A 21123-nucleotide genomic window follows, 5' to 3' on the forward strand; every position below is an offset into this window, starting at 1 on the left:
AGGTGAGCCGCCAATTTCCGGCGCTTGTCTACTTTTCTTCAAAATCGGGAAACACCCATCGGTTTGTGACGCGGCTTGGTATTGAAGCCGCGCGCATTTCCGAAGATCCCGACGCGCCGCTCCCTGACCCACAAGAAGATTTCGTTCTGATCTGCCCGACCTATGCGGATGGGCAGGGCCGGGGGGCTGTACCAAAACAGGTGATCCGATTTCTCAACGACGCCGCCAAACGCGCACATCTTGTGGGGGTGATCGGCACGGGAAATCGCAATTTCGGAGCCACCTATGCTCTGTCGGGTCACGTGATCGCAGAAAAATGCAACGTTCCGCTGCTCTACACCTTTGAGCTTGCGGGCACTGAAACCGATATCTCCCGCGTTCGTGCGGGGCTGGAAAAGATTGGGAGACCGCTATGCTCGACAGCACAGTGAACGAGCAGGACTATCACGCATTGAATGCCATGCTGAACCTCTATGATGGGGACGGTAAAATCCGCTTTGATGCGGATCGCATGGCGGCGCGTCAGTATTTCCTGCAGCATGTGAACCAGAACACTGTTTTCTTTCACTCGCTGGATGAAAAGCTCGGCTATCTGGTGAAGGAAGGCTACTACGAAGAAGCGGTTCTCGATCAGTATTCCAAGAACTTCATGCGTGCGATCTGGGATGCGGCTTACGCCAAGAAGTTCCGGTTCCCAACGTTCCTCGGCGCCTTCAAATATTACACCTCCTACACGCTGAAAACCCGCGACGGGCAGCGCTATCTTGAGCGCTATGAAGACCGTGTGGTGATGACCTCTCTCGCGCTCGCGCGTGGGGACGAGGACGAAGCAATGGCGTTTATGGAAGAGATTCTGGAGGGCCGTTTCCAGCCGGCCACCCCAACCTTCCTGAACGCGGGCAAAGCTTCTCGCGGTGAGCTGATTTCCTGCTTCCTGCTGCGTCTGGAAGACAACATGGAAAGCATCGGCCGCGGCATCAACTCCGCGCTGCAGCTCTCCAAGCGTGGCGGCGGTGTGGCGCTTTTGCTGACCAACATCCGTGAACATGGCGCGCCCATCAAAGGCATCGAAAACCAATCCTCCGGCGTGATCCCGGTTATGAAGCTTCTGGAAGACAGCTTCTCCTACGCCAACCAGCTTGGCGCACGTCAGGGCGCAGGCGCGGTCTACCTGAACGCGCACCACCCCGACATCATGCGTTTCCTCGACACCAAGCGCGAAAACGCCGACGAGAAAATCCGCATCAAAACCCTCTCTCTTGGTGTGGTGATCCCCGATATCACCTTTGAGCTCGCCAAGAAAAACGCGGATATGTACCTCTTCTCCCCGCATGATGTGGAGAAGGTCTATGGCGTGCCGTTCTCTGAAATCTCGGTGTCCGAGAAATATAATGAGATGGTCGAGGACAAGCGCATTCGCAAATCCAAAGTGAACGCGCGCGAGTTCTTCCAAACCATCGCCGAAATCCAGTTTGAGAGCGGCTATCCTTACGTGATGTTTGAGGACACGGTGAACCGGATGAACCCGATAGAGGGCCGGATCAATATGTCCAACCTCTGCTCGGAAATCCTGCAGGTCAATGAGGCGTCCGAGTTCAACGAAGACCTCGGCTATGCCAAAATGGGCAGCGATATTTCCTGTAACCTTGGCTCGCTCAACATCGCGAAAACCATGGACGGCAAAGATCTGGGCCGCACCGTGGGCGCCGCGATCCGCGCGCTGACCGCTGTGTCGGAAATGTCAGCCATCGACTCCGTGCCTTCGGTGCGCAAAGGCAATGATGACAGCCACGCCATTGGCCTGGGTCAGATGAACCTGCATGGCTTCCTCGCGCGCGAGCACATCCACTATGGCAGCGCAGAAGGCGTGGAATTCACCTCCGTCTACTTCGCGGCTGTGGCCTATCACGCGATCCGCACCTCCTGCGATCTCGCGCAGGAGCGCAAAGCCTCCTTCAAAGGGTTTGAAAACTCCGACTACGCCTCCGGTGTGTTCTTTGACAAATACACCGAGCAGGACTGGCTGCCCGAAAGCGACAAGGTGAAAGCGGTCTTTGAAGGCGTTGATCTGCCAACCCGTGAGGATTGGGCGGCATTGAAAGCAGACGTGATGAAACACGGGCTATTCAACCGCAACCTTCAGGCGGTGCCACCCACCGGCTCGATCTCCTATATCAACAATTCGACCTCCTCGATCCACCCGATTGTCTCCAAAATCGAGATCCGCAAAGAGGGCAAAATCGGCCGCGTCTACTATCCGGCCGCCTTCATGAACAACGAGAACCTCGAGTATTACCGCGACGCCTATGAAATCGGTCCCGAGGCGCTGATTGATACCTACGCGGCGGCCACCGAACACGTGGATCAGGGCCTGTCTCTGACCCTGTTCTTCCCGGCCGAAGCCACCACGCGCGACATCAACCGCGCCCAGATCTACGCCTGGAAAAAAGGCATCAAAACAATCTATTACGTGCGTCTGCGCCAGGAAGCCCTTGAGGGCACCGAGGTGCAGGGCTGCGTATCCTGCTCGCTGTAAGGGAAGCCTGACATGAAAGACATGATCGAAACCCGCATCCCACGTGCCATCAACTGGAACCGTCTGGACGATGACAAAGACCTTGAGGTCTGGAACCGTCTGACCGTCAACTTCTGGCTGCCGGAAAAGGTGCCGCTCTCCAACGACATCCCCAGCTGGGGCACGTTGACCGACCATGAAAAACAGCTCACCATTCGTGTGTTCACCGGGCTGACGCTGCTTGACACCATTCAGAATTCCGTGGGTGCGCCCGCGCTGATGCCCGATGCGATCACCCCGCATGAAGAGGCGGTGCTGACCAATATCGCCTTTATGGAAGCGGTGCATGCGCGCAGCTATTCTTCCATCTTTTCAACGCTTTGCTCAACCAAAGAGATTGACGAGGCGTTCCGCTGGTCCGAAGAAAATCCGCATCTGCAAGCCAAGGCCAAAGCGATCCTTGATACTTATGCGCCGGGCAATGACCCGCTGAAGCGCAAGATTGCGTCGGTGTTTCTGGAAAGCTTCCTGTTCTATTCCGGCTTCTATCTGCCGATGTACTGGTCGAGCCGCGCCAAGCTCACCAACACCGCTGATCTGATCCGTCTGATCATTCGTGATGAAGCGGTGCATGGCTACTACATCGGTTACAAATTCCAGCGCGGATATGAGCAGCTGGATGAGGCGGGCCAGCAGGAGCTGAAAGACTATGCCTTTGGCCTGATGTTTGAGCTCTACGGGATTGAGAACCAATACACCGAAGAGCTTTATGACGAGCTGGGCCTCACTGAGGATGTGAAAGTCTTCCTGCATTACAACGCCAACAAAGCCCTGCAGAACCTCGGCTTTGAAGCGCTGTTCCCGCCGGAAGTGTCTGAGGTGAACCCCGCCATTCTGGCCGCCCTCAGCCCGGATAGCGAAAACCACGACTTCTTCTCCGGCTCCGGCTCTTCTTATGTGATCGGCAAAGCGGTCGCGACCGAAGACGAAGACTGGGATTTCTAAGGCGTGACGCTCAATACAATCTGCGTGTTTTGCGGATCGGCCTCTGGCAACGACCCTGCATTTTTGCAAGGTGCAACAGAGGCCGGTGCCGCACTGGCGGCGCGTGATCTGACGCTGGTATACGGCGGCGGCAAAGTCGGTCTGATGGGCGCTGTCGCCGACGGGGCGATGGCCGGGCAAGGCCGTGCGATTGGCGTGATGCCCCAGCATCTTGTGGCGCGCGAGATTGCGCACAGGGGCCTGAGCGATCTGATCGTTGTGGACACGATGCACGAACGCAAAGCCAAGATGAGCGAAATGGCGGATGGCTTTCTAGTGCTGCCGGGCGGCGCCGGGACGCTGGAAGAAGCGTTTGAGCAATGGACCTGGGCGCAGATCGCCGTGCATGAAAAACCCATCGGGTTTTTAAACATCAATGGGTATTTTGACTCCATGCTGCGCATGGTCGACGACATGGTCGCGGCGGGCTTCATCAATGCGCGCTATCGCGAGATGCTGATTGTGGAGCCTGATCCCGGAGCGATCCTAAACAGATTTGCGGCCTATACGCCGCCCGCCCGCAAAACCTATGAGACGGCACAGGCGGTCTCTGACATATCGAACTGACACCCAAGACAGGGCATTCCAATGGCCAAAGACACGCTTTCGATTGTACGCGAATGGCACGAGGCCTTTGATGTGCCCGTGGTGGACGCGCCCAGCATTCCCAAAACCCGCGCAGAGATGCGGCTGGCGATCCTTGAGGAAGAGGTGGCGGAGCTGCGCGAAGCTGTGGAAGCGGGGGATATGGTCGAGGTGCTCGATGCGCTGTGTGACATTCAGTATGTGCTGGATGGCACCTTTCTGGAGTTTGGCCTGCATGGGGTCAAACAAGCGGGTATGGAGGAGGTGCATGCCTCCAACATGTCCAAACTCGGGGCGGACGGCCGCCCGGTGCTGCGCGCAGATGGCAAGGTGCTCAAGGGGCCGGATTTCCGCCCGCCCGATCTGGGGCAGTTTTTGAAGGACGGGTGAGGTTGGTGTGATGCGACGGAAGGTGAGGAGGTTGGGAGCCCTATTGGCTATGCTAAAGTTGGCCACAATCACACTACTATCATTCATCCTGCTAGCGAGTTTGTTAGCCATATTGCGCATGCAAACGGTATTGAGAGCTTCCGGCCGGTTCTTCAGCGCGGGTATACCAGCATTTATCACTTATGAGTGCCAAGCATTTGCACCGTTATGTGAAAGAGTTTTCCTTGCACCATAACACGGCACAGATCGGCAAACTGACTTCTTCGAAGTTACAACCGAGCGCATGGTCAACAAACGATTCATAAAAAAAGGACTTATTGATGGCTAAAAATAAAGACGAAATCTCAAAATTTCCCGGCAACCTTGATAGCGTCGTAAGTACCGTTGTGGATAGCTCGACTACCAACAATGACGTGCTGGACGCCGTTTACAGCGGTCAATTGCCTATCGCTGATATTGAACTTGATTGCGCTGTTCTCGATGGAGGTGTTCGAGTTCTATCTGAGCGGGCGGTGCACCGCGCTTTCGGCAGCAAGAGAGGTGGTTCCCATTGGAAACGGATGAAAGAAAATGAGGACGGCGCCAACCTTCCTTCATTTTTATCAGCAAAGAATTATTCGGAATTTATTTCCAGAGACTTAGAGGCGGCGTTAAGAACGCCAGTAACCTATCGAGCAAATAGTGGCGCTACGCCCGCAAACGGGATCAGGGCGGAGCTACTTCCGGAGATTTGTGGTGTAATTCTTTCGGCGCGCCGGCATGGCAAATTACACCCATCTCAACAGCATTTGGCGATACAGGCCGAAATCTTGATGGAAGCATTCGCCAAGGTCGGGATCATAGCGCTTGTTGATGAGGCAACCGGCTATCAAGTCGATAGATCACATGATGCGCTACGGCTTCTTCTCTCAAAGTACATCGCGCAAGGCTTGCAAAAATGGTTAAAGACTTTCCCGGACGCTTTCTTTGCGGAGTTGGATCGACTCTACGGGAATGACACTAGCCATGGTAAGCGCCCTCAGTACTATGGGGGCTTTATCAACAAGTACGTCTACAACCCGATTGAAAACGGCTACGTTAAGCAAGAGCTAGACAAGTTGAATATTGATGATGACGGAAAACGGCGCGCACGTTTTCACCAATGGCTGAGTGATGAAGGTAGAAATATGCTCATTCACCAGATTGGCCGGGTACAAGGGTTGATGGAAATGTGCGTTGACATTGATAATTTCAAAACTGCCGCTCAAAAGCAGAAAAATGTTTCGGTTGCTCCATATCTATTTGATGAGATGAACAAGATTATTGATTAAAAAATTGGCGCCCAGTGCTGGCGCCAATCCAAAATCGGCTAGCTAGTTAGATATAGGCCCCTTTCTTTGTATCTTTGCGCTGGCTCAGACCTCTACTGCCACTTTTCCAATCGGGTTGGAGCAGCAGGCGAGGATGTAACCGGCTTCGATGTCGTCGTCCGAAATGCCGCCGTTGTGGACCATATGCACCTCGCCTTCGGTCTTTTTGACCTTGCAGGTGCCGCAGACGCCGAAGGTGCAGCCTGAAGGGATGTTGAGCCCGACCGAGCGCGCAGCGGCGAGCACGGTTTCGGTTTCGGCAACTTTCGCGGTGACGTCAGAGGTGGCGAAATGGATTTCCGCCTTGCTGTCCTCATCGGGCACCACGTCATCCAGCGCGGGCTGTTCGGCTTCGGTTTCCACCGGCGCGCCGAAGCTCTCCTGATGGTAGTTGTCCATGTCAAAGCCCAGTCCGGCGAGCGCTTCGCGCACCGCGGTCATGAACGGCTCCGGCCCACAGCAATAGACCTCCCGCTCCAGATAATCCGGCGCCATCAGGCCCAGCATCAGCTGGTTGAACTGGCCCAGATAGCCGGTCCAGGGCGCGTAGGGGTCTGCCTCTTCGACGACAAACTTCAGATCCAGTCCGGGGGTGCGGCTGGCCATCTGTTCGAGCCGTTGGCGGAAGATGATCTCTGAGGGGCGTTTGGCGCAGTTGATGAAGACCGCGTCAAGCTCTTGCCCTTCATCCCACATGCAGGTGGTCATAGACATCATCGGTGTGATGCCGGAGCCTGCGGAGATAAACAGATATTTCTTGGCGCGGCTTTGGGCGTTGGTGAACAGTCCGGCGGGGCCAATCGCCTTGATCCGCGTGCCCGGGCGCAGATTGTCCAGCATCCAGCGTGTGCCGATGCTGTCCTCCTGCGCCTTGGCAGTGATGGTGATCGAACGGGGGCGCGACGGGGACGAAGAAATTGTGTAGGTGCGATGCACCACGCCCCCCGGCTGGCCGGGTGCGGGGATTTCAAGTGTCAGAAACTGTCCCGGCTCATAAGCGAACAGCGCACCTGACGGGGCCCGGAACGAAAAACTGGCGGTGTTGGGCACTTCGGGCACAACTGTCACGCATTCCAGCGGCTCGCTGTCATTCCAAGTTGCGGGTGCTGACTGAAGATCTTTCATCCTATCACTCCGCTGCTACGGCTTCTGGGGCCAGTCGCTTGCTCAATGTCGCGCAATACCACTCGACAAATTGGATCACGCCGGATTCCTGGGTTTGTGAGTAGGGGCCTGGTACATAGGCGGGGCTGTTGATGCCCTGCTGGTTGTCCTCAACCACCTGCCGGTCCTCATCATTGGTGGCCATCCAGACTTCGGTCAGGCGCTTCAGATCATAGTCCACGCCTTCCACCGCGTCTTTGTTGACCAGCCATTTTGTGGTGACTTCGGTTTCCGTCGGGCTCACCGGGGTCACACGGAACACAATTGAGTGGTCCGCAAGGAAGTGGTTCCATGTGGTGGGGTAGTGAAATTTCAGCAAGGCACCCGCGTCCGCAAATGGCGCACGTCCCAGCCAGCGGCGCACGGCGGATTTGGCATCCAGAGTGTAGCTTTCTGCGCCTTCTTTCAGGGGCATCCGCGCCAATCGGTATTGCCCGTCGTCGTGCAGATAGAATTGGGAGGGCAGCCCAGCCGCCTCGCAGCGATCAAAGTGGGCCTGCATCTCTGCCGGTGTTTCACCGCCTTCGATCCCGGTGATGGCCGGATCATCCGGAAAGGTGCGGCAGAGGGACGGGTGGTTGCCGCCGCAGTGATAACATTCTCGGTTGTTTTCCCACACCAGCTTCCAATTGCCGTTTTCGACAATCGTGCTCTCAAACGCCACTTTGGCATTGCCCAGATCATGCGGCTCCAGATAGGGGCGCGCCGTGTTGGCAAAAGTGTCAAAATCCGGCGCTTCCTCCGCCAGACAAATATAAACCAGACCGGCAAGCTCCCGGCAGTGCACGGTTTTCAGCCCATGTTGTTTCGGATCAAACTCCGGGCCCATATCCCGTGCCCACAGCAAAGAGCCATCAAGTTCATAGGTCCATTGATGGTAGGGGCACACAAGTTTGGGCGCATGGCCTTTGGCCGCCTTGCAAATCACCGAGCCACGATGGCGGCAGGTGTTGTGAAATGCGCGGATCTGATCATCTGCGCCGCGCACAATGATCACACGATAGGTGCCAACGTTATAGGTCACATAGCTGCCGGATTTCTCCAGCTCACAGGCGGGAATGGCAAACAGCCACTCGCGATAATGGATGGTTTCCAGATCTGTTTGGAATATGTCAGCGTCGTTGTAGAAGGCTTGCTCAAGGGCGCGCCCTGGCTGACGATGGGCCAATAGGGTTTGAATGTTCTTCACTTCTGGCTCTCCTGCCGCACCCCGCGGCGTTGCTTGAGCGAGTGACAAAGGAGAGCCCAGCAACCGTGACCGGATCACGCCTGCAACACAGCCCCCACCGCCACCCGCGGTTTGACATAATGCAAGGCTGGTTTCCGGACTCAGAAGCGGCTTTCACCCGGTGTCGGCACCTTCCCGGGACGATGATCCCAGTGGTCGCTTGCCGAACCTTTCCTTCTTTACCGTTGCGGGGGCAGTGCCGGAATTTCACCGGCTTCCCAATTCTCCACCCTCTCTGTGCGACAGGGCGGCACCTCACAATTCTGGAGTATGGGAACAAATCTCGGCGTGCTAAGAGCTTTACGACATTTTCGAAAACAAATCAGACATTTCCATTTCAGCCAAAAGTTGCAAATTAAGCTGACCATTGGCCAACGCTCCAATCAGCGGGCCCAGCCTTTGCACAATCGGTATCCTTCGGCAAAAAAGAAAGCCAGATCGCGCAGGCTCATGCAAAAATTAACCTGCTATTTTCGTTCCGTAGGTAAGCTCAGGCGCACGGATGCTGACTTTCGGACAGGGGTGTATAACCTCTTTGGATAGGTAGCGTTTGTGGGTGGTTTTAAGTATCAAGGCGGGGCTTGCTTTGTCCGCACATTCCTTGGTTGAAATGCCAGTGAATTGTTCGCAGGGCGCAAGCGGTACCCTTGATTGGTGGGCAGAACGCCGATCTGACGCAAAAGGTGTCAGGCGGTTTGGCTTTGTGGAAAACCTATGCAGAAGGCCAGTGTTGCGCCTTTGGTTTTCACTGCGTGTCCTGCAGTGCGTGTGTTGGGTTCGGTTTGCCTGAATGACGAAATGAGTGAAGGTTTTCGTGTCATGGAATGTGCACACGCGGATAGGCAAGATCTTGATATCATCGTTGCGCAACAGGCGGATCGACTGGCGACGGCCATGTGGATTTATGATTTCGATCACTTCCGCGTCGTCTGGGCCAATGCGGCTGCGCTGCGGATATGGAATGCCGACAGCATAGAGACGCTCAGCGCGCGCGATCTGAGCACAGATATGTCAGAGACAGTGCGCGCACGCCTGGCCCAGTATCGCATCGACCTCGCAGATCCTGATCTGACCCTGAATGAGACCTGGACCCTATATCCAGAGGGCAAGCCCCAGCACATGAACGTGTCTCTGCATGGGGTCACTTTGCCAGATGGGCGTATCGCAATGATGTGCGAAGCGGTCACCGATGCGCAGCGCACACCAACCACAATCCGCAGTGCCGAGGCGCTGCTGCACACGCCTGTTGCGATCTCTCTGTATAGAGACAGCGGAGAGGTGTTGTATCAGAATCCCGCAGCGCGGGAAATTTACGACTCCAAACAGCCGTTTTTTGCTCGTTTCACAGACAACGACCTCGCGACCGAACTCCAGAATTCTCTGTCAGTTGGGCAGGATTCCCGAAACGTTGCGCGTGTGAAAACCGAACGCGGGGAACGTTGGCATGAAATCATCGTTCAGAAGCGCATCGATGCGGTGGACGGTGGTGTTGTGCTGCTGGTCAGCGAAACCGACGTGTCGGTGATGAAAAAGGCAGAGGAGCGGGCCGAAGCGGCAGACCGCGCCAAAACCGAATTTCTGGCGGTGATGAGCCATGAAATCAGAACGCCTTTGAACGGAATTATTGGCACCGGAGATTTGCTCGCGGATACCGCGCTCGACCCGGAGCAAAACGCATTTGTGTCGACGATCAACAGCTGTGGGGAGTCGCTTCTGGCAATCATCAACGATATCTTGGATCTGTCCAAACTGCGGGCAGGGCAGATGACTGTGCACCCACATCCCTTTGCCTTGTCTGAGGTGTTTGAAAACGCAGGGGCATTGATGGCCGCGCGCGCCGCAGAGAAAGACCTGGATCTGACCGTGCGTGTGGACCCGTCTGCCCCCAAGACCATTGTGGGGGACGCCGGGCGGATCAATCAGGTGGTGCTCAACCTTGTCAGCAATGCGATAAAATTCACCGATGCGGGCTCTGTGCATGTTGACGTCAGCGTCGACACGAACCCAAAGCTGACCACACCGCGTTTGCAGTGCCGTGTTCAGGACACCGGCTGTGGCATCGCAGAAAAACATCTGGATCGTGTGTTTGATGAATTCGCGCAGGTCGACGACGCTTATAACCGTGGTCATGGTGGCACCGGGCTCGGTCTTGCGATCTGCGCAACGCTGATCGATCTTATGGGCGGCGATATCTCTGTAGACAGCGCATTGGGCACTGGGTCGACCTTCTCCTTCGACATCCCAATAGAGTTCAGCGATCAGGGTGATCTGACGCATCCTGCTGTGGACGCGCTTGTGGGACGCTCGGTGTTGGTTATTGATCCAAATGACATACGCCGCGCCATTTTGACGGAACTCTTGGAGAGTTGGGGCATGGCGTGTCATGTCGCGCCTGCCAACAAATGCCAAAACGATGCGCCGCAAAAGCAGTTTGATTTTGTAATCGCTGATGAGGCGCGCCTTGCCGAAGACTGTGTGCTTGAAGCATTGGGGCGGGCAAACAATGCGCTGGCGCTGGTTTCGGTACTGTTCAGTCAGCACAGTACTGGTCTCAACAACTGCGAAACCGTGACACGCCTTATGAAGCCGTTGCGGCCAACGCAACTGCAACAAGCTCTGCTTCAGGATCTGAACGGTGACACGATTGAACAACCGCAAGCGCCTGCGTCAGCCACCGCAGTCGCACCTCAGGCACAAACCGCAGAAGGCAGCGACGACACGGTGGATGTGCTGATCTGCGATGACAACATGACCAATCAGCGCCTGCTGCAAGCGATCGTAAAAAAGCACCACTATCGATATGCGATGGCCAGCAACGGTCTTGAGGCCATCGAGGCATATAAGCGCTTTAAACCAAAGGTTATTTTGATGGATATCTCCATGCCGGTCATGGATGGTGTTGAGGCGGCGCAACAAATCCGAACCTTGGAAGAGGGGCAGCCGCATAGATCCAAGATCATCGCGGTGACAGCGCACGTGAGTCTGGATGAAAGAGACCGCTTTCTCGCCAGCGGAATGGATGACTACTTGGCCAAACCCTATCGCCTGAAAGAGGTGGCAGGCCGTATCGCGATGTGTTTAAGCGACGCAGATCGCAGTCCGACCTGACGATTACGCACGCAGCTTTTCAGTTTAGGTCGTCAAGCAGGCGGCCATATTTTTGCGTCTGTTCCAGCACATCCTGCAGCGTGCGATAGCCCAATGCGCTCAACATGGGCAGCATTTTGCACAGCACTTGCGCAGTCGCGCGCGCATCGCCCAGCGCGGTGTGGCGCAAATGTTCCGGGATCACAACACCCAAGCGCGCGCAAAGCGCGTCCAGCGAATGCACTTCGGTGGGTCCATAAAGGATCGCAGACAGCAGCACCGTATCAACAATCGGCTGCTGCCAAGTCAGCCCCATCTCATTGCCATGCCGACGCACGAACGCCATATCAAACGGCGCATTATGGGCGACGATCACCGCGTCACGCACAAAATGATGAAACTCCGACACCACCTCTTTGGGGGGCGGGGCGCCTGCGACCATGGCGTCGGTGATGTGATGCACACGGGTAGATGTCGCGGGGATCGGGCGATCGGGGTTGATCAGCCGGTCAATCTGCTCGCCTTTGATAATCTGGTTGCGGCGCACCCGCACGGCCCCCAATTGCACCAACTCGTCTTTATGCGGCAAAAGCCCGGTGGTCTCGCAGTCAAAGACCACAAAAGAAATCTGCTCCAGCGGCAACTCAGAGAGATCGCTGGTGGGTTGTTCGCTCAACAGCTCAAAATCAAACGTCAGCGGGCGCGCCTCATCTGGTGCGATCTGCGCCTGAGCCTCATCAATCAGGATCATGTAGCTTTTGGCATCTGCAAGCGGTTTCAGGCGGGCGTCAAAGCTCACGCGGCCATCCGGGGACGCGGCGACAAACGAAACGTCCATGCCGGTTTTGACAAGCTTCTGATGCGCGGCGCGCAGTTTGGTCTCATCCAGATAATCAAAAATTAGAGCATTCAGGCGGGGCGGCGCGATCTGCGCCAGCGTGCCAGCCGCCTGCCCATCATAGAGCACAATGCGGTGCTCCGGTCCGACCAGCAGAATGGCAACGGGGATCTCTGTGAGCAAAGCGGTGAGCTGCGCACGTTCTGCGCTGAGCATCTGCGTCTCAGAGGCCACCAACTGCGCGGCGTCTGTTGTGGTGCTTTCCAGCTTGACGCTGAGCGCCTCTGCGGCAGGTGCAAGATCCCCCAGATAGCGGGCACTGTGCGTGTCAACCTCACTGGCCGCCCCTGCATGGGCGCGTGCGCGCAACGTGGTGGCGATGGCCTGAATAGGCTTGGCAACGTTTTCATCAAACAGCAGCCATATCCCCGCCACAAGCCCCAGAAATCCAAAGCCAGCAATCAGACCTGCGGTGATAAATCCACTTGCAAGCCCATCAGATTGCGCACTGCGAAAGCCGACCAGCAACGCGGCTGCAATGACGACAACACCGCCCACCGCAAGCAGGGCAAAGAACAGCAAGACACGCAGTCTCAGAGAAAGCCGTGCAAACATCAGGAACTCTCACACATTGCCTCAATCAGCGGATCGTCCTGCGCCGCTGTCACCCATTCTGCGCCATCCACGCTGCCATCACTGGCAAAAGACACCGCATCAATCAATGCAGCCCGGCGATTGCCTGCGCAATCCGTGGCCACATTCAGCCGGTTGAGCGGGGACCAGCGCCCATAGAAATAAACCTGCCCAAGCCGCAGATGGGGCTGCGCCGCGTTGGTCTGAATGGAGGCGGTATCAAGCGCCACAAAACGCTCTGTGATTGGCGCCGCATAGGTCCACGGGCGCCACAGCGCCGAGGTTTCAACGGCTTCCACCACCTCAAGCCCCTCTGGCAGGGTTGCTTTGGTGCGGCTGAACCAGCTGTATTCAGAGCTGATGCTCACTGCAATCATCGTTGCACCGGCCGCCACAGGTGTCAGCCATTTTGGCAGGCGCCCGCCGGTTGCGCGAATGATCACCATCATGATCCCAGCGCCCGCGACACCGGCAAATATCACGGCGAGTAGTTCAAGAAACATCGCTGGCCTCCTAAGCCTAGGTGCTGGCGCTGCGCCCATGGCTGAGCGCGCCTTGCAAAGATTTTATCACGACAAAAGCATCGCGCAGATGACTTCTGTCAAAGTCTGACAGGGAAGAGGGTGCGAGGAAATTATCCGGCGCAACGCCTGCATGGATTTGGCGCAGCTGATGGCTCAGCCGCTGCTCGGCAATCAGGTCATAGGCGCTCAAAAGATCCGCAATGCCCGAGGCAGAAAACCCAGCGTTTCCATCGCTGGCTGCCTGAAGCCGCGCGCGGGTGTTCACCGCTGTGATGCGCCCCTGCAAGGCCGCAATACGCGCCAGATCCACCACTGGCACGACGCCGTTGTGTTTCATATCAAGCTGATGTTTGTGCTCGCCCGACTTGATGGTCACGAGGCCCCGCAACAGCCCCAGCGGCGGGTGATGCTTCAGGGCATTTGCGGCCATATGCGCGACAAAGATAGAGTTCTGCGCTGCGGCCTTAAGTGTCTCGGCCTGCAACGCCTCAAAGCCCTGCCATGTCCCGGCGATGGGCCGCAGGTCAAACATCACGCTGGCCAGCATCTGCGCCTCAGGATTGGGCGTGTGGATCCAGCCCTGAAAATAGCTGCGCCATACGCTGATCGGCTGCCGCCAGCGATCCGCCGTGGCCATCATGTCCCCCGGACAATAGACATAGCCACAGGTGTTCAGCCCATCACAGACAAAACGCGCCAGCGCGGCAAAGTAGCCATCGCGCATCTCATCGGTCACGCTGTCATCCAGCATCAGGCAATTGTCTTGATCGCTCACCCCGGTCTGCTCCTGCCGCCCTTGTGAGCCACAGGCCAGCCACAGATAGGGCACAGGCGCGGGCCCTAGTTTTTCTTCTGCCAGTGTCAGCAGGCGGCGCGTGGCAATGTCGGCCACATCGGTGATCAGACGGGTGACAATATCATGGCGATGGCCAGACCCCACCAGCTGCGCCAGCAGTTTGGGGATGCGCGCCGTGACCAGTGCAATCTCCTCAGCGGAGGCCGCGCGGGTGATCTCGCGCACCATTTCCACGCTGGTGACCGCCTGAAACCGGGTCAGATCGGTCTGGGTCACGATCCCGACCAGCTTGCCGTTTTCCACCACCGGGATGTGGCCAAAGCCATACTCCGTCATCATATGCAGCACGTCAGAGCCTATTGCATTTGGCGGCAGGCTGCGCGGCGCGGCGGTCATGATCTCTTGCAATGCGGTGTCGGGGCTCAGGTCTTTGGACAGCACCCGATTGACCAGATCGCCGGTGGTCAGGATGCCCGCCAACGTGCCACCTTCCATCACACAGATCGAGGAAATCCCGGCCTCTGCCATGGTGCGCGCCGCTGTACGCACGGTGTCGCTTGCTGTCAGAGTGATCGGTGCGCGCGCCATAATGGTGGCAATATCGGTGTTGGCCAGATCATTGTCCGCCGCCGGGCGCCTTTCTGCGCGCGCACGATCAAAGAACCGCCGCACAGCGTCATGGGCTGCAATCAGGCTCTGCAGTTGGGCTTTTGGCAACAGCAGCAGGATGCCGTGTTCTTCGCATTGCGCCGTTGTGGCCGCCTTGCCATCGCGCAACAGGCCACGCTCACCAAAGGAGTTGCGCAGGCCCAGATGCGAGACAACCGCACCAAATTCATCAAAAATTTCAACCTGACCCGAATACACCAGATAGAGCGCTTCCAGCGTTTCCCCAAAGGTATAGATCACGTCCCCCGCTGACATGCTGTGCTCTGTCAGGGTTTCGCTCAATGCAGCGAGCGTCTCTGTGGGCAGGCTGTCATACGGATGGACAGACCTCAGGAAGCGCGCAATTTGTTCAACTGTGAGTGGCATGGGCAGACACTGGTCCGACAGCGAGAGATTGGCAAGCCGCCAAATGCGTGTTCGGGTCTTTTTGAAATGGTCGGTTTGCAAACGTCCCGCCCGGGGCCTGCCGGGCGGGACGGGAGGAGGGCGACGGCGGATTTAAGGGGAGTGGCCGCCGTCGCCTTTGGTCAGGACTTAGTGATCCTGAGCGGCACCTGCACCGCGTGGCACACGCACACTTTCAACCAATGCCTTGATTTCGGCAGGGGTCTCTTTGGTCATGTTTGCCACCACATAGGCCACCGCAAAGTTCACAGCCGCGCCGATTGCGCCAAAGCTTGTGGACTTCACGGTACCCAGCAGAGGATCTGCATCGGTGAAGGAGTTGGTGCCCGGAATGAACAGCCAGCCCTTGTGCAGGAAGATGTAGATCAGGGTCACGGTCAGACCTGCGAGCATCCCTGCCACTGCACCGGTGTTGTTGATCTTGGTGGAGAAGATCCCCATCATCAACGCCGGGAAGATCGAGGCCGCCGCCAGACCGAAGGCCAGAGCCACGGTTTGCGCTGCAAAGCCCGGAGGGTTGAGACCCAGCCATGTCGCCACTGCAATGGCCACAGCCATGGCAATACGCGCCGACAGAAGCTCGCCCTTTTCAGAGATGTTCGGGTTGATCGCGCCTTTGATCAGGTCGTGAGACACGGCCGAAGAGATCGCCAGCAGCAGACCCGCAGCTGTGGACAGCGCAGCCGCCAGACCACCCGCAGCAACCAGACCAATCACCCAGGATGGCAGGTTGGCAATCTCAGGGTTCGCCAGCACGAGAATGTCACGGTTAAACTTGGTCAGCTCGTTGCCTTCCCAGCCTTTTTCCGCAGCCATCGCCTGAAGATCAGCGTTCTTGTCGTTGTAGTACTGGATCTTGCCGTCGCCGTTTTTGTCTTCCCAATCCAGCAGACCGGTTTTCTGCCAGGTGGCCATCCAGTCATACTCTGGCTCGTTCTCGATCTGTTGAACGGTCACAGCTTCGCCAGAGATGCCGCCATTTGGCCACATCAGCTCGGAAATGTTCAGGCGTGCCATGGCACCAACTGCAGGGGCAGTCAGATACAGCAGCGCGATGAACACCAGCGTCCAGCCCGCAGACCAGCGCGCATCAGACACACGTGGCACGGTGAAAAAGCGCATGATCACGTGGGGCAGACCCGCAGTACCGATCATCAGGCTCAGGGTGAACAGCACCATGTTGAACGTATCGGCGTGGTGCGCTGTGTATTCCGCAAAGCCAAGCTCGGTGACAATCGCATCCAGTTTCGCCAGCAGAGGCTCACCAGAGGCTGCGTGCTCACCAAACAGACCCAGCGCCGGGATCGGCGTGCCGGTCAGCTGCAGCGAGATGAAGATCGCAGGAATGGTGTAGGCAGTGATCAGAACGCAATACTGCGCCACCTGCGTGTAAGTCACACCTTTCATGCCGCCAAACACGGCATAGGCAAACACCACACAGGCACCGATCAGCAGACCAGCGGTGTTGGAGACTTCCAGGAAGCGACCAAAGGCCACGCCCACACCGGTCATCTGACCAATCACATAAGTAGTGGAGGCCACAATCAGACAGACAACCGCAACAATACGCGCGGTCTGGCTGTAAAAGCGGTCGCCGATGAATTCCGATACGGTGAATTTGCCGAACTTACGCAGATATGGCGCAAGCAGCAGCGCCAGCAGCACGTAGCCACCGGTCCAACCCATCAGGAAGGAGGAGTTGTCATAGCCGGTAAAGGCGATGAGGCCCGCCATGGAGATAAACGAGGCCGCAGACATCCAGTCCGCCGCTGTCGCCATACCATTGGTGACCGGGTGAACGCCGCGCCCAGCGGCGTAAAATTCTGATGTGGACCCAGCGCGGGCCCAGATCGCGATGCCGATGTAAAGCGCGAAAGAGGCGCCCACAAACAGCAAGTTGATTGCAAATTGGCTCATTGTCCCTCTGGTCCCTTATTCTTCGTCAACGCCGTGTTCGGCGTCGAGTTTGTTCATCTTCCAGGCGTAGAAAAAAATCAGCGCCAGAAAGACCAGGATGGACCCTTGTTGGGCAAACCAGAAGCCCAAGTCAGTGCCGCCAACGGAAATGCCCGCCAGCGCCGGACGCAGCAGAATGCCGAACCCGAAAGAGACCAGCGCCCAGATAACCAGGCTGATCAGGATGATGCGCACATTGGCAGACCAATATGCAGCGTTTGATGAGTTTTCAGACATTAAATGCCTCCTCCCTCTTGTTTTGGTTGTCCTCCGTGCACCCCTGCCAGATGGCCGGGGTGCGGTTCCCTTTACGCGGGCGTTTGTGAAACGATCGCGTTTAGCTCTGTTGCGATGGCGTCAATCTCACCCATCGCATCCACAGACTTCAGCGCGCCTTTGGATTTGTAGTATTCAATCAATGGCGCGGTCTGGGCGTGATAAGCCGCCAGTCTCTGCGTTAGTGTTTCGGCATTGTCATCTGCGCGCACAGGCTGGCCCGCAGCGCGGGCCTGTTCTGCGCGATTGAGAATGCGTTCCACCAGAATTTTGTCATCCACCTGCAGCTCAATCGCCGCACTCAGCGTGACGCCGGTTTCCTTAAGCAGCGCGGCCAGCGCATCGGCTTGCGCCAATGTGCGGGGGAAGCCGTCAAAGATGAACCCTTTGGCCTCGGTGTTGGAGAGCTTCTCCTTGATCAGGCCGATCACAATGTCATCGGTGACCAGCTCGCCACGCTCCATAACCTCGGCAACCCGTTTGCCCAGTTCAGAGCCGCTCGCCTTGGCCTGACGCAGCATGTCGCCGGTGGAGAGCTGCACCAACCCGTGGTTCTTCACAAGCAGCTCCGCCTGTGTGCCTTTGCCAGCGCCGGGTGGGCCAAGCAGAATAACGTTGACCATGCGGGTGAGGGTTTCGGTCTGTGTTGTCATCTCCGATCACCCCTTGTTCATGCGGTTTTCGATGAGGTCGTCGACCACGCCGGGGTCTGCCAGCGTGGAGGTGTCCCCCAGCGCGCCGTAGTCGTTTTCGGCGATCTTGCGCAGGATGCGGCGCATGATTTTGCCCGAACGCGTCTTCGGCAGGCCCGGCGCCCATTGGATCAGATCAGGCGAAGCAATCGGGCCGATTTCCGTGCGCACCCAGTTGCGGAGTTCCTTGCGCAGTTCTTCAGAAGGCTCGCGGTCGTTCATCAGGGTGACGTAGCAGTAGATGCCCTGGCCCTTGATGTCATGTGGGTAGCCGACGACAGCGGCCTCAGCCACGGCGGCATGCGCCACCAGCGCGCTTTCGACTTCGGCGGTGCCCATGCGGTGGCCCGAGACGTTGATCACATCATCGACACGGCCAGTGATCCAATAGTCCCCATCCGCGTCGCGGCGGCAGCCGTCACCGGCAAAGTAATAGCCTTTGTAATCGGCGAAATAGGTTTTCTCAAAGCGTTCGTGATCGCCCCAGACCGTGCGCATCTGTGAGGGCCAGCTGTCGGCAATCGCCAGCACGCCTTCGACACCATTGCCCTCGATTTCCTCACCAGATTGCGGGTCAAGCACCACCGGCTTCACACCAAAGAATGGCTTCATCGCCGCCCCCGGTTTGGTGGCATGGGCGCCGGGCAGGGGAGTCATCATATGGCCGCCGGTCTCGGTCTGCCACCAGGTGTCGACAATCGGGCAATTGCCTTTGCCAACCACGTCATTGTACCAGGTCCAGGCCTCCGGGTTGATCGGCTCACCCACGGTGCCAAGGATGCGCAGGGAGGAGAGATCACATTTCTCCACATACTCATTGCCTTGTCCCATCAGCGCGCGCAGCGCGGTGGGCGCGGTGTAGAACTGGTTCACACGGTGCTTTTCGCAGACCTGCCAGAAGCGGGAGGCATCCGGGTAGGTTGGCACGCCCTCAAACATCAGCGTGGTCGCGCCATTGGCGAGCGGGCCATAAACGATATAGCTGTGGCCGGTGACCCAGCCCACATCCGCCGTACACCAGAAGATGTCGCCATCTTTGTAGTCAAAGGTGTATTCATGGGTCATAGCGGCATAAACGATGTAGCCGCCGGTGCTGTGCACCACGCCTTTGGGCTGGCCGGTGGAGCCGGATGTGTAAAGAATGAACAGCGGATCTTCGGCGCTCATCTCCGCAGGTTTGCAATAGTCGCCCACCTCCAGCGCCATTTCGTTGTAGTCGTAATCGCGCCCGTCAATCCATGTGGTCTGCTCGCCGGTGCGCTTCACCACCAGACATTTCACCGTGTCTTTGGTGTGCAGAAGCGCCGCATCGGTGTTGGATTTGAGCGCGGTCTTGCGCCCGCCACGCGGGGCGTAATCGGCGGTGATCACCACTTTGGCGTCACAGCCGTTGATGCGCGCCGCCAGCGCGTCGGGGCTGAAACCTGCAAAAACAATCGAGTGGATCGCGCCGATGCGGGCACAGGCCAACATGGCATAGGCGGCCTCGGGGATCATCGGCAGATAGATCACCACACGGTCGCCTTTGCGCACGCCCATGCTTTCCAGCACATTGGCCATGCGGCAGACGCGGCGGTGCAGATCGGCATAGGTGATCGACTGGGCCGGCTCTTTGGGATCATCCGGCTCAAAGATGATCGCGGCCTGATTGCCGCGGGTTTCCAGATGACGGTCAATACAGTTGGCGGCGACGTTGAGCGTGCCGTCCTCAAACCATTTGATGTCGATGTTGCCCGGCGCGAAAGAGGTGTTTTTCACCTTGCTATACGGCTTGATCCAGTCAATCCGCTGCCCATGCTCCCGCCAGAACCCCTCAGGGTCAGACATCGACGCCGCATACATCGCGTCATATTTCTCGGCGGTGATCGTGGCGTTCTCTGCAAGGTTCATAGGGACCGCAAAGACGGAATTAGAGTCAGTATCCAGTGACATGGAAGCTCCTCCCGAAAGCTATCGTATTTTCATCTCCTCTCTCAGAAACCTGTTCTGAGACCCGTACCTAAAAATACGGACAAATGAAAATTTGAAAACAAGGCTCTGCAATCATTGTAAAATATTGTAAATTATTTTCCCGAAGTGGGGGCATATTTGTAAAATAATTGGCATAACGGTCGCGGATTGCGCGCGCTTGGTTTTGCAAAAGTGGTGGAATTTCTGTGATGTAGCTCGCGTTTAGCGCTAACCGTTTGGCAGCACCTGACACCCTCTGCAGGGTGGCAAAACAAATGCCTACATGCGCGGCAGCCTGCGCAGATCAGCCAATCCCGTGGCTCAGGGCGCGGGCGCAGGCCAAAACAGCCGCGCGCGCTTTGGCCAAAGCGGGCCCTTCCAATCGATCGATGGGCCCTGAAACCGCAAGGGCGCCATAGAACTGCCCTGCCGCATCGATAATCGGCGCCGCGACCGAAGAAATCTGCATGTTGCGCTCCCCGCGAGAGACACAACTGCCGTCAGCGTCCAGACGTTTTTGCGCCGTCTTGTCGGCAAGGGTAAATGCGGCCAGAACATGCGCTGCGGCCCCATGTTGCATCGTCAGCCGTGCGCCTTCGTCCAGATGATGGCGCACCGGTTCCGGGGAATTTTCACGGTAAAGGCACAGCCGCTCATCCTGATCGAGCACGTAGAAAGAGGCCGTCTCCCCCGTGTCGCGCACAAGTTTGCGCAAGGCTGGGCGAATGGTTTCCCCCAACTCAAAGTTGCGCCGATAGAGAGCCCCCAAACGCCACAATGCCGGCCCCAGCCGAAAGCGGCGATCTGGCTCGCGTTTGAGATAACCAAAGCGTTCAAGGGAGGTGGCAAGGCGGCTGACATTGCTTTTGTGCAACCCTGTCTCATGGGCGATCTCGGTCAGCGTCAGGGCGCGCCGATCCTGACTGAACGCCTCCAGGATCGATAAGGCTTTTTCGACTGATTCAACGCGTGTTTGTGTCATGTGTTCCACTCTGCGCAACAAATGGGCCGCTGTGTTGCAC

General features: G+C 57.3%; 17 protein-coding genes and 1 riboswitch. Of the genes, 7 read left to right on the forward strand and 10 right to left on the reverse strand.

Annotated elements, in window-relative coordinates; all coding sequences use genetic code 11:
• Positions 1–2: 2 nt before the first annotated feature.
• From nrdI to PJL69_RS17325, 6 genes are all read left to right on the forward strand, one after another.
• Positions 3–431: a class Ib ribonucleoside-diphosphate reductase assembly flavoprotein NrdI gene (nrdI, locus tag PJL69_RS17300; protein ID WP_271310782.1), complete on the forward strand. Its 429-nt coding sequence runs from the start codon at positions 3–5 to the stop codon at positions 429–431.
• Positions 413–2536, forward strand: a complete 2124-nt coding sequence (nrdE, locus tag PJL69_RS17305; RefSeq protein ID WP_271310783.1) for a class 1b ribonucleoside-diphosphate reductase subunit alpha — start codon at positions 413–415, stop codon at positions 2534–2536. Before nrdI ends, nrdE begins: the two co-directional genes overlap by 19 nt.
• Positions 2537–2548: 12 nt before the next feature.
• The gene (nrdF, locus tag PJL69_RS17310) at positions 2549–3520 is read left to right on the forward strand and encodes a class 1b ribonucleoside-diphosphate reductase subunit beta (protein WP_209099437.1); all 972 of its coding nucleotides are present in this window, start codon (positions 2549–2551) and stop codon (positions 3518–3520) included.
• A 3-nt stretch (positions 3521–3523) separates the two neighbouring features.
• A complete protein-coding gene (locus PJL69_RS17315; RefSeq protein ID WP_271310784.1) occupies positions 3524–4126 on the forward strand; it encodes a TIGR00730 family Rossman fold protein in 603 nt (200 codons plus the stop codon).
• Positions 4127–4147: 21 nt separating this feature from the next.
• Positions 4148–4534 carry a nucleoside triphosphate pyrophosphohydrolase family protein gene (locus PJL69_RS17320; RefSeq protein ID WP_271310785.1) on the forward strand — a complete coding sequence of 129 codons (387 nt, stop codon included), beginning with the start codon at positions 4148–4150 and terminating at the stop codon, positions 4532–4534.
• A 320-nt stretch (positions 4535–4854) separates the two neighbouring features.
• Positions 4855–5844 carry a P63C domain-containing protein gene (locus tag PJL69_RS17325; RefSeq protein ID WP_271310786.1) on the forward strand — a complete coding sequence of 330 codons (990 nt, stop codon included), beginning with the start codon at positions 4855–4857 and terminating at the stop codon, positions 5842–5844.
• An 84-nt stretch (positions 5845–5928) separates the two neighbouring features.
• Here PJL69_RS17325 and PJL69_RS17330 read toward each other — a convergent pair whose 3' ends face one another.
• The gene (locus PJL69_RS17330; protein ID WP_271310787.1) at positions 5929–7008 is read right to left on the reverse strand and encodes a hybrid-cluster NAD(P)-dependent oxidoreductase; all 1080 of its coding nucleotides are present in this window, start codon (positions 7006–7008) and stop codon (positions 5929–5931) included.
• Between the two features lie 4 nt (positions 7009–7012).
• Positions 7013–8236, reverse strand: a complete 1224-nt coding sequence (locus PJL69_RS17335) for an aromatic ring-hydroxylating oxygenase subunit alpha (RefSeq protein WP_271310788.1) — start codon at positions 8234–8236, stop codon at positions 7013–7015.
• A gap of 108 nt (positions 8237–8344) precedes the next feature.
• Positions 8345–8548, reverse strand: a riboswitch (cobalamin riboswitch).
• A gap of 525 nt (positions 8549–9073) precedes the next feature.
• On the opposite strand from PJL69_RS17335, the gene PJL69_RS17340 reads away from it, so the two are divergent.
• A complete protein-coding gene (locus PJL69_RS17340) occupies positions 9074–11383 on the forward strand; it encodes a hybrid sensor histidine kinase/response regulator (RefSeq protein WP_271310789.1) in 2310 nt (769 codons plus the stop codon).
• A gap of 19 nt (positions 11384–11402) precedes the next feature.
• On the opposite strand, the gene PJL69_RS17345 is transcribed toward PJL69_RS17340, so the two are convergent.
• From PJL69_RS17345 to PJL69_RS17380, 8 genes are all read right to left on the reverse strand, one after another.
• On the reverse strand, positions 11403–12815 hold the full coding sequence (locus PJL69_RS17345) for a 3'-5' exonuclease (RefSeq protein WP_271310790.1): 1413 nt from the start codon (positions 12813–12815) through the stop codon (positions 11403–11405).
• Entirely contained in the window at positions 12815–13336 is a 522-nt protein-coding gene (locus PJL69_RS17350) for a hypothetical protein (protein ID WP_271310791.1), read from the reverse strand. The genes PJL69_RS17345 and PJL69_RS17350 overlap by 1 nt, the downstream gene beginning before the upstream one ends.
• A gap of 16 nt (positions 13337–13352) precedes the next feature.
• Positions 13353–15188, reverse strand: coding sequence for a DUF294 nucleotidyltransferase-like domain-containing protein (locus PJL69_RS17355; protein WP_271310792.1), 1836 nt, complete (start codon positions 15186–15188; stop codon positions 13353–13355).
• Between the two features lie 168 nt (positions 15189–15356).
• Positions 15357–17144, reverse strand: coding sequence for a sodium:solute symporter family protein (locus PJL69_RS17360; protein ID WP_271310793.1), 1788 nt, complete (start codon positions 17142–17144; stop codon positions 15357–15359).
• A gap of 15 nt (positions 17145–17159) precedes the next feature.
• Positions 17160–17420, reverse strand: a complete 261-nt coding sequence (locus PJL69_RS17365; protein WP_209089881.1) for a DUF4212 domain-containing protein — start codon at positions 17418–17420, stop codon at positions 17160–17162.
• Positions 17421–17491: 71 nt separating this feature from the next.
• Positions 17492–18112: an adenylate kinase gene (locus PJL69_RS17370; RefSeq protein ID WP_271310794.1), complete on the reverse strand. Its 621-nt coding sequence runs from the start codon at positions 18110–18112 to the stop codon at positions 17492–17494.
• Positions 18113–18118: 6 nt separating this feature from the next.
• Positions 18119–20083 carry an acetate--CoA ligase gene (gene acs / locus PJL69_RS17375; RefSeq protein WP_209099469.1) on the reverse strand — a complete coding sequence of 655 codons (1965 nt, stop codon included), beginning with the start codon at positions 20081–20083 and terminating at the stop codon, positions 18119–18121.
• A gap of 322 nt (positions 20084–20405) precedes the next feature.
• Positions 20406–21083, reverse strand: a complete 678-nt coding sequence (locus PJL69_RS17380; RefSeq protein WP_271310795.1) for an IclR family transcriptional regulator — start codon at positions 21081–21083, stop codon at positions 20406–20408.
• Positions 21084–21123 lie beyond the last annotated feature (40 nt).

It is taken from the genome of Shimia sp. MMG029 (genome assembly GCF_027947445.1).
Classification (GTDB): domain Bacteria; phylum Pseudomonadota; class Alphaproteobacteria; order Rhodobacterales; family Rhodobacteraceae; genus Shimia.

Bases quoted from the DNA above. Each gene is read 5' to 3' on its own strand.
- nrdE (WP_271310783.1), top strand. From the start codon at position 413: ATGCTCGACAGCACAGTGAACGAGCAGGACTATCACGCATTGAATGCC.
- nrdF (WP_209099437.1), top strand. From the start codon at position 2,549: ATGAAAGACATGATCGAAACCCGCATCCCACGTGCCATCAACTGGAAC.
- PJL69_RS17320 (WP_271310785.1), top strand. From the start codon at position 4,148: ATGGCCAAAGACACGCTTTCGATTGTACGCGAATGGCACGAGGCCTTT.
- PJL69_RS17325 (WP_271310786.1), top strand. From the start codon at position 4,855: ATGGCTAAAAATAAAGACGAAATCTCAAAATTTCCCGGCAACCTTGAT.
- PJL69_RS17330 (WP_271310787.1), bottom strand. From the start codon at position 7,008: ATGAAAGATCTTCAGTCAGCACCCGCAACTTGGAATGACAGCGAGCCG.
- PJL69_RS17340 (WP_271310789.1), top strand. From the start codon at position 9,074: ATGAGTGAAGGTTTTCGTGTCATGGAATGTGCACACGCGGATAGGCAA.
- PJL69_RS17345 (WP_271310790.1), bottom strand. From the start codon at position 12,815: ATGTTTGCACGGCTTTCTCTGAGACTGCGTGTCTTGCTGTTCTTTGCC.
- PJL69_RS17350 (WP_271310791.1), bottom strand. From the start codon at position 13,336: ATGTTTCTTGAACTACTCGCCGTGATATTTGCCGGTGTCGCGGGCGCT.
- PJL69_RS17355 (WP_271310792.1), bottom strand. From the start codon at position 15,188: ATGCCACTCACAGTTGAACAAATTGCGCGCTTCCTGAGGTCTGTCCAT.
- PJL69_RS17360 (WP_271310793.1), bottom strand. From the start codon at position 17,144: ATGAGCCAATTTGCAATCAACTTGCTGTTTGTGGGCGCCTCTTTCGCG.
- PJL69_RS17365 (WP_209089881.1), bottom strand. From the start codon at position 17,420: ATGTCTGAAAACTCATCAAACGCTGCATATTGGTCTGCCAATGTGCGC.
- PJL69_RS17370 (WP_271310794.1), bottom strand. From the start codon at position 18,112: ATGACAACACAGACCGAAACCCTCACCCGCATGGTCAACGTTATTCTG.
- acs (WP_209099469.1), bottom strand. From the start codon at position 20,083: ATGTCACTGGATACTGACTCTAATTCCGTCTTTGCGGTCCCTATGAAC.
- PJL69_RS17380 (WP_271310795.1), bottom strand. From the start codon at position 21,083: ATGACACAAACACGCGTTGAATCAGTCGAAAAAGCCTTATCGATCCTG.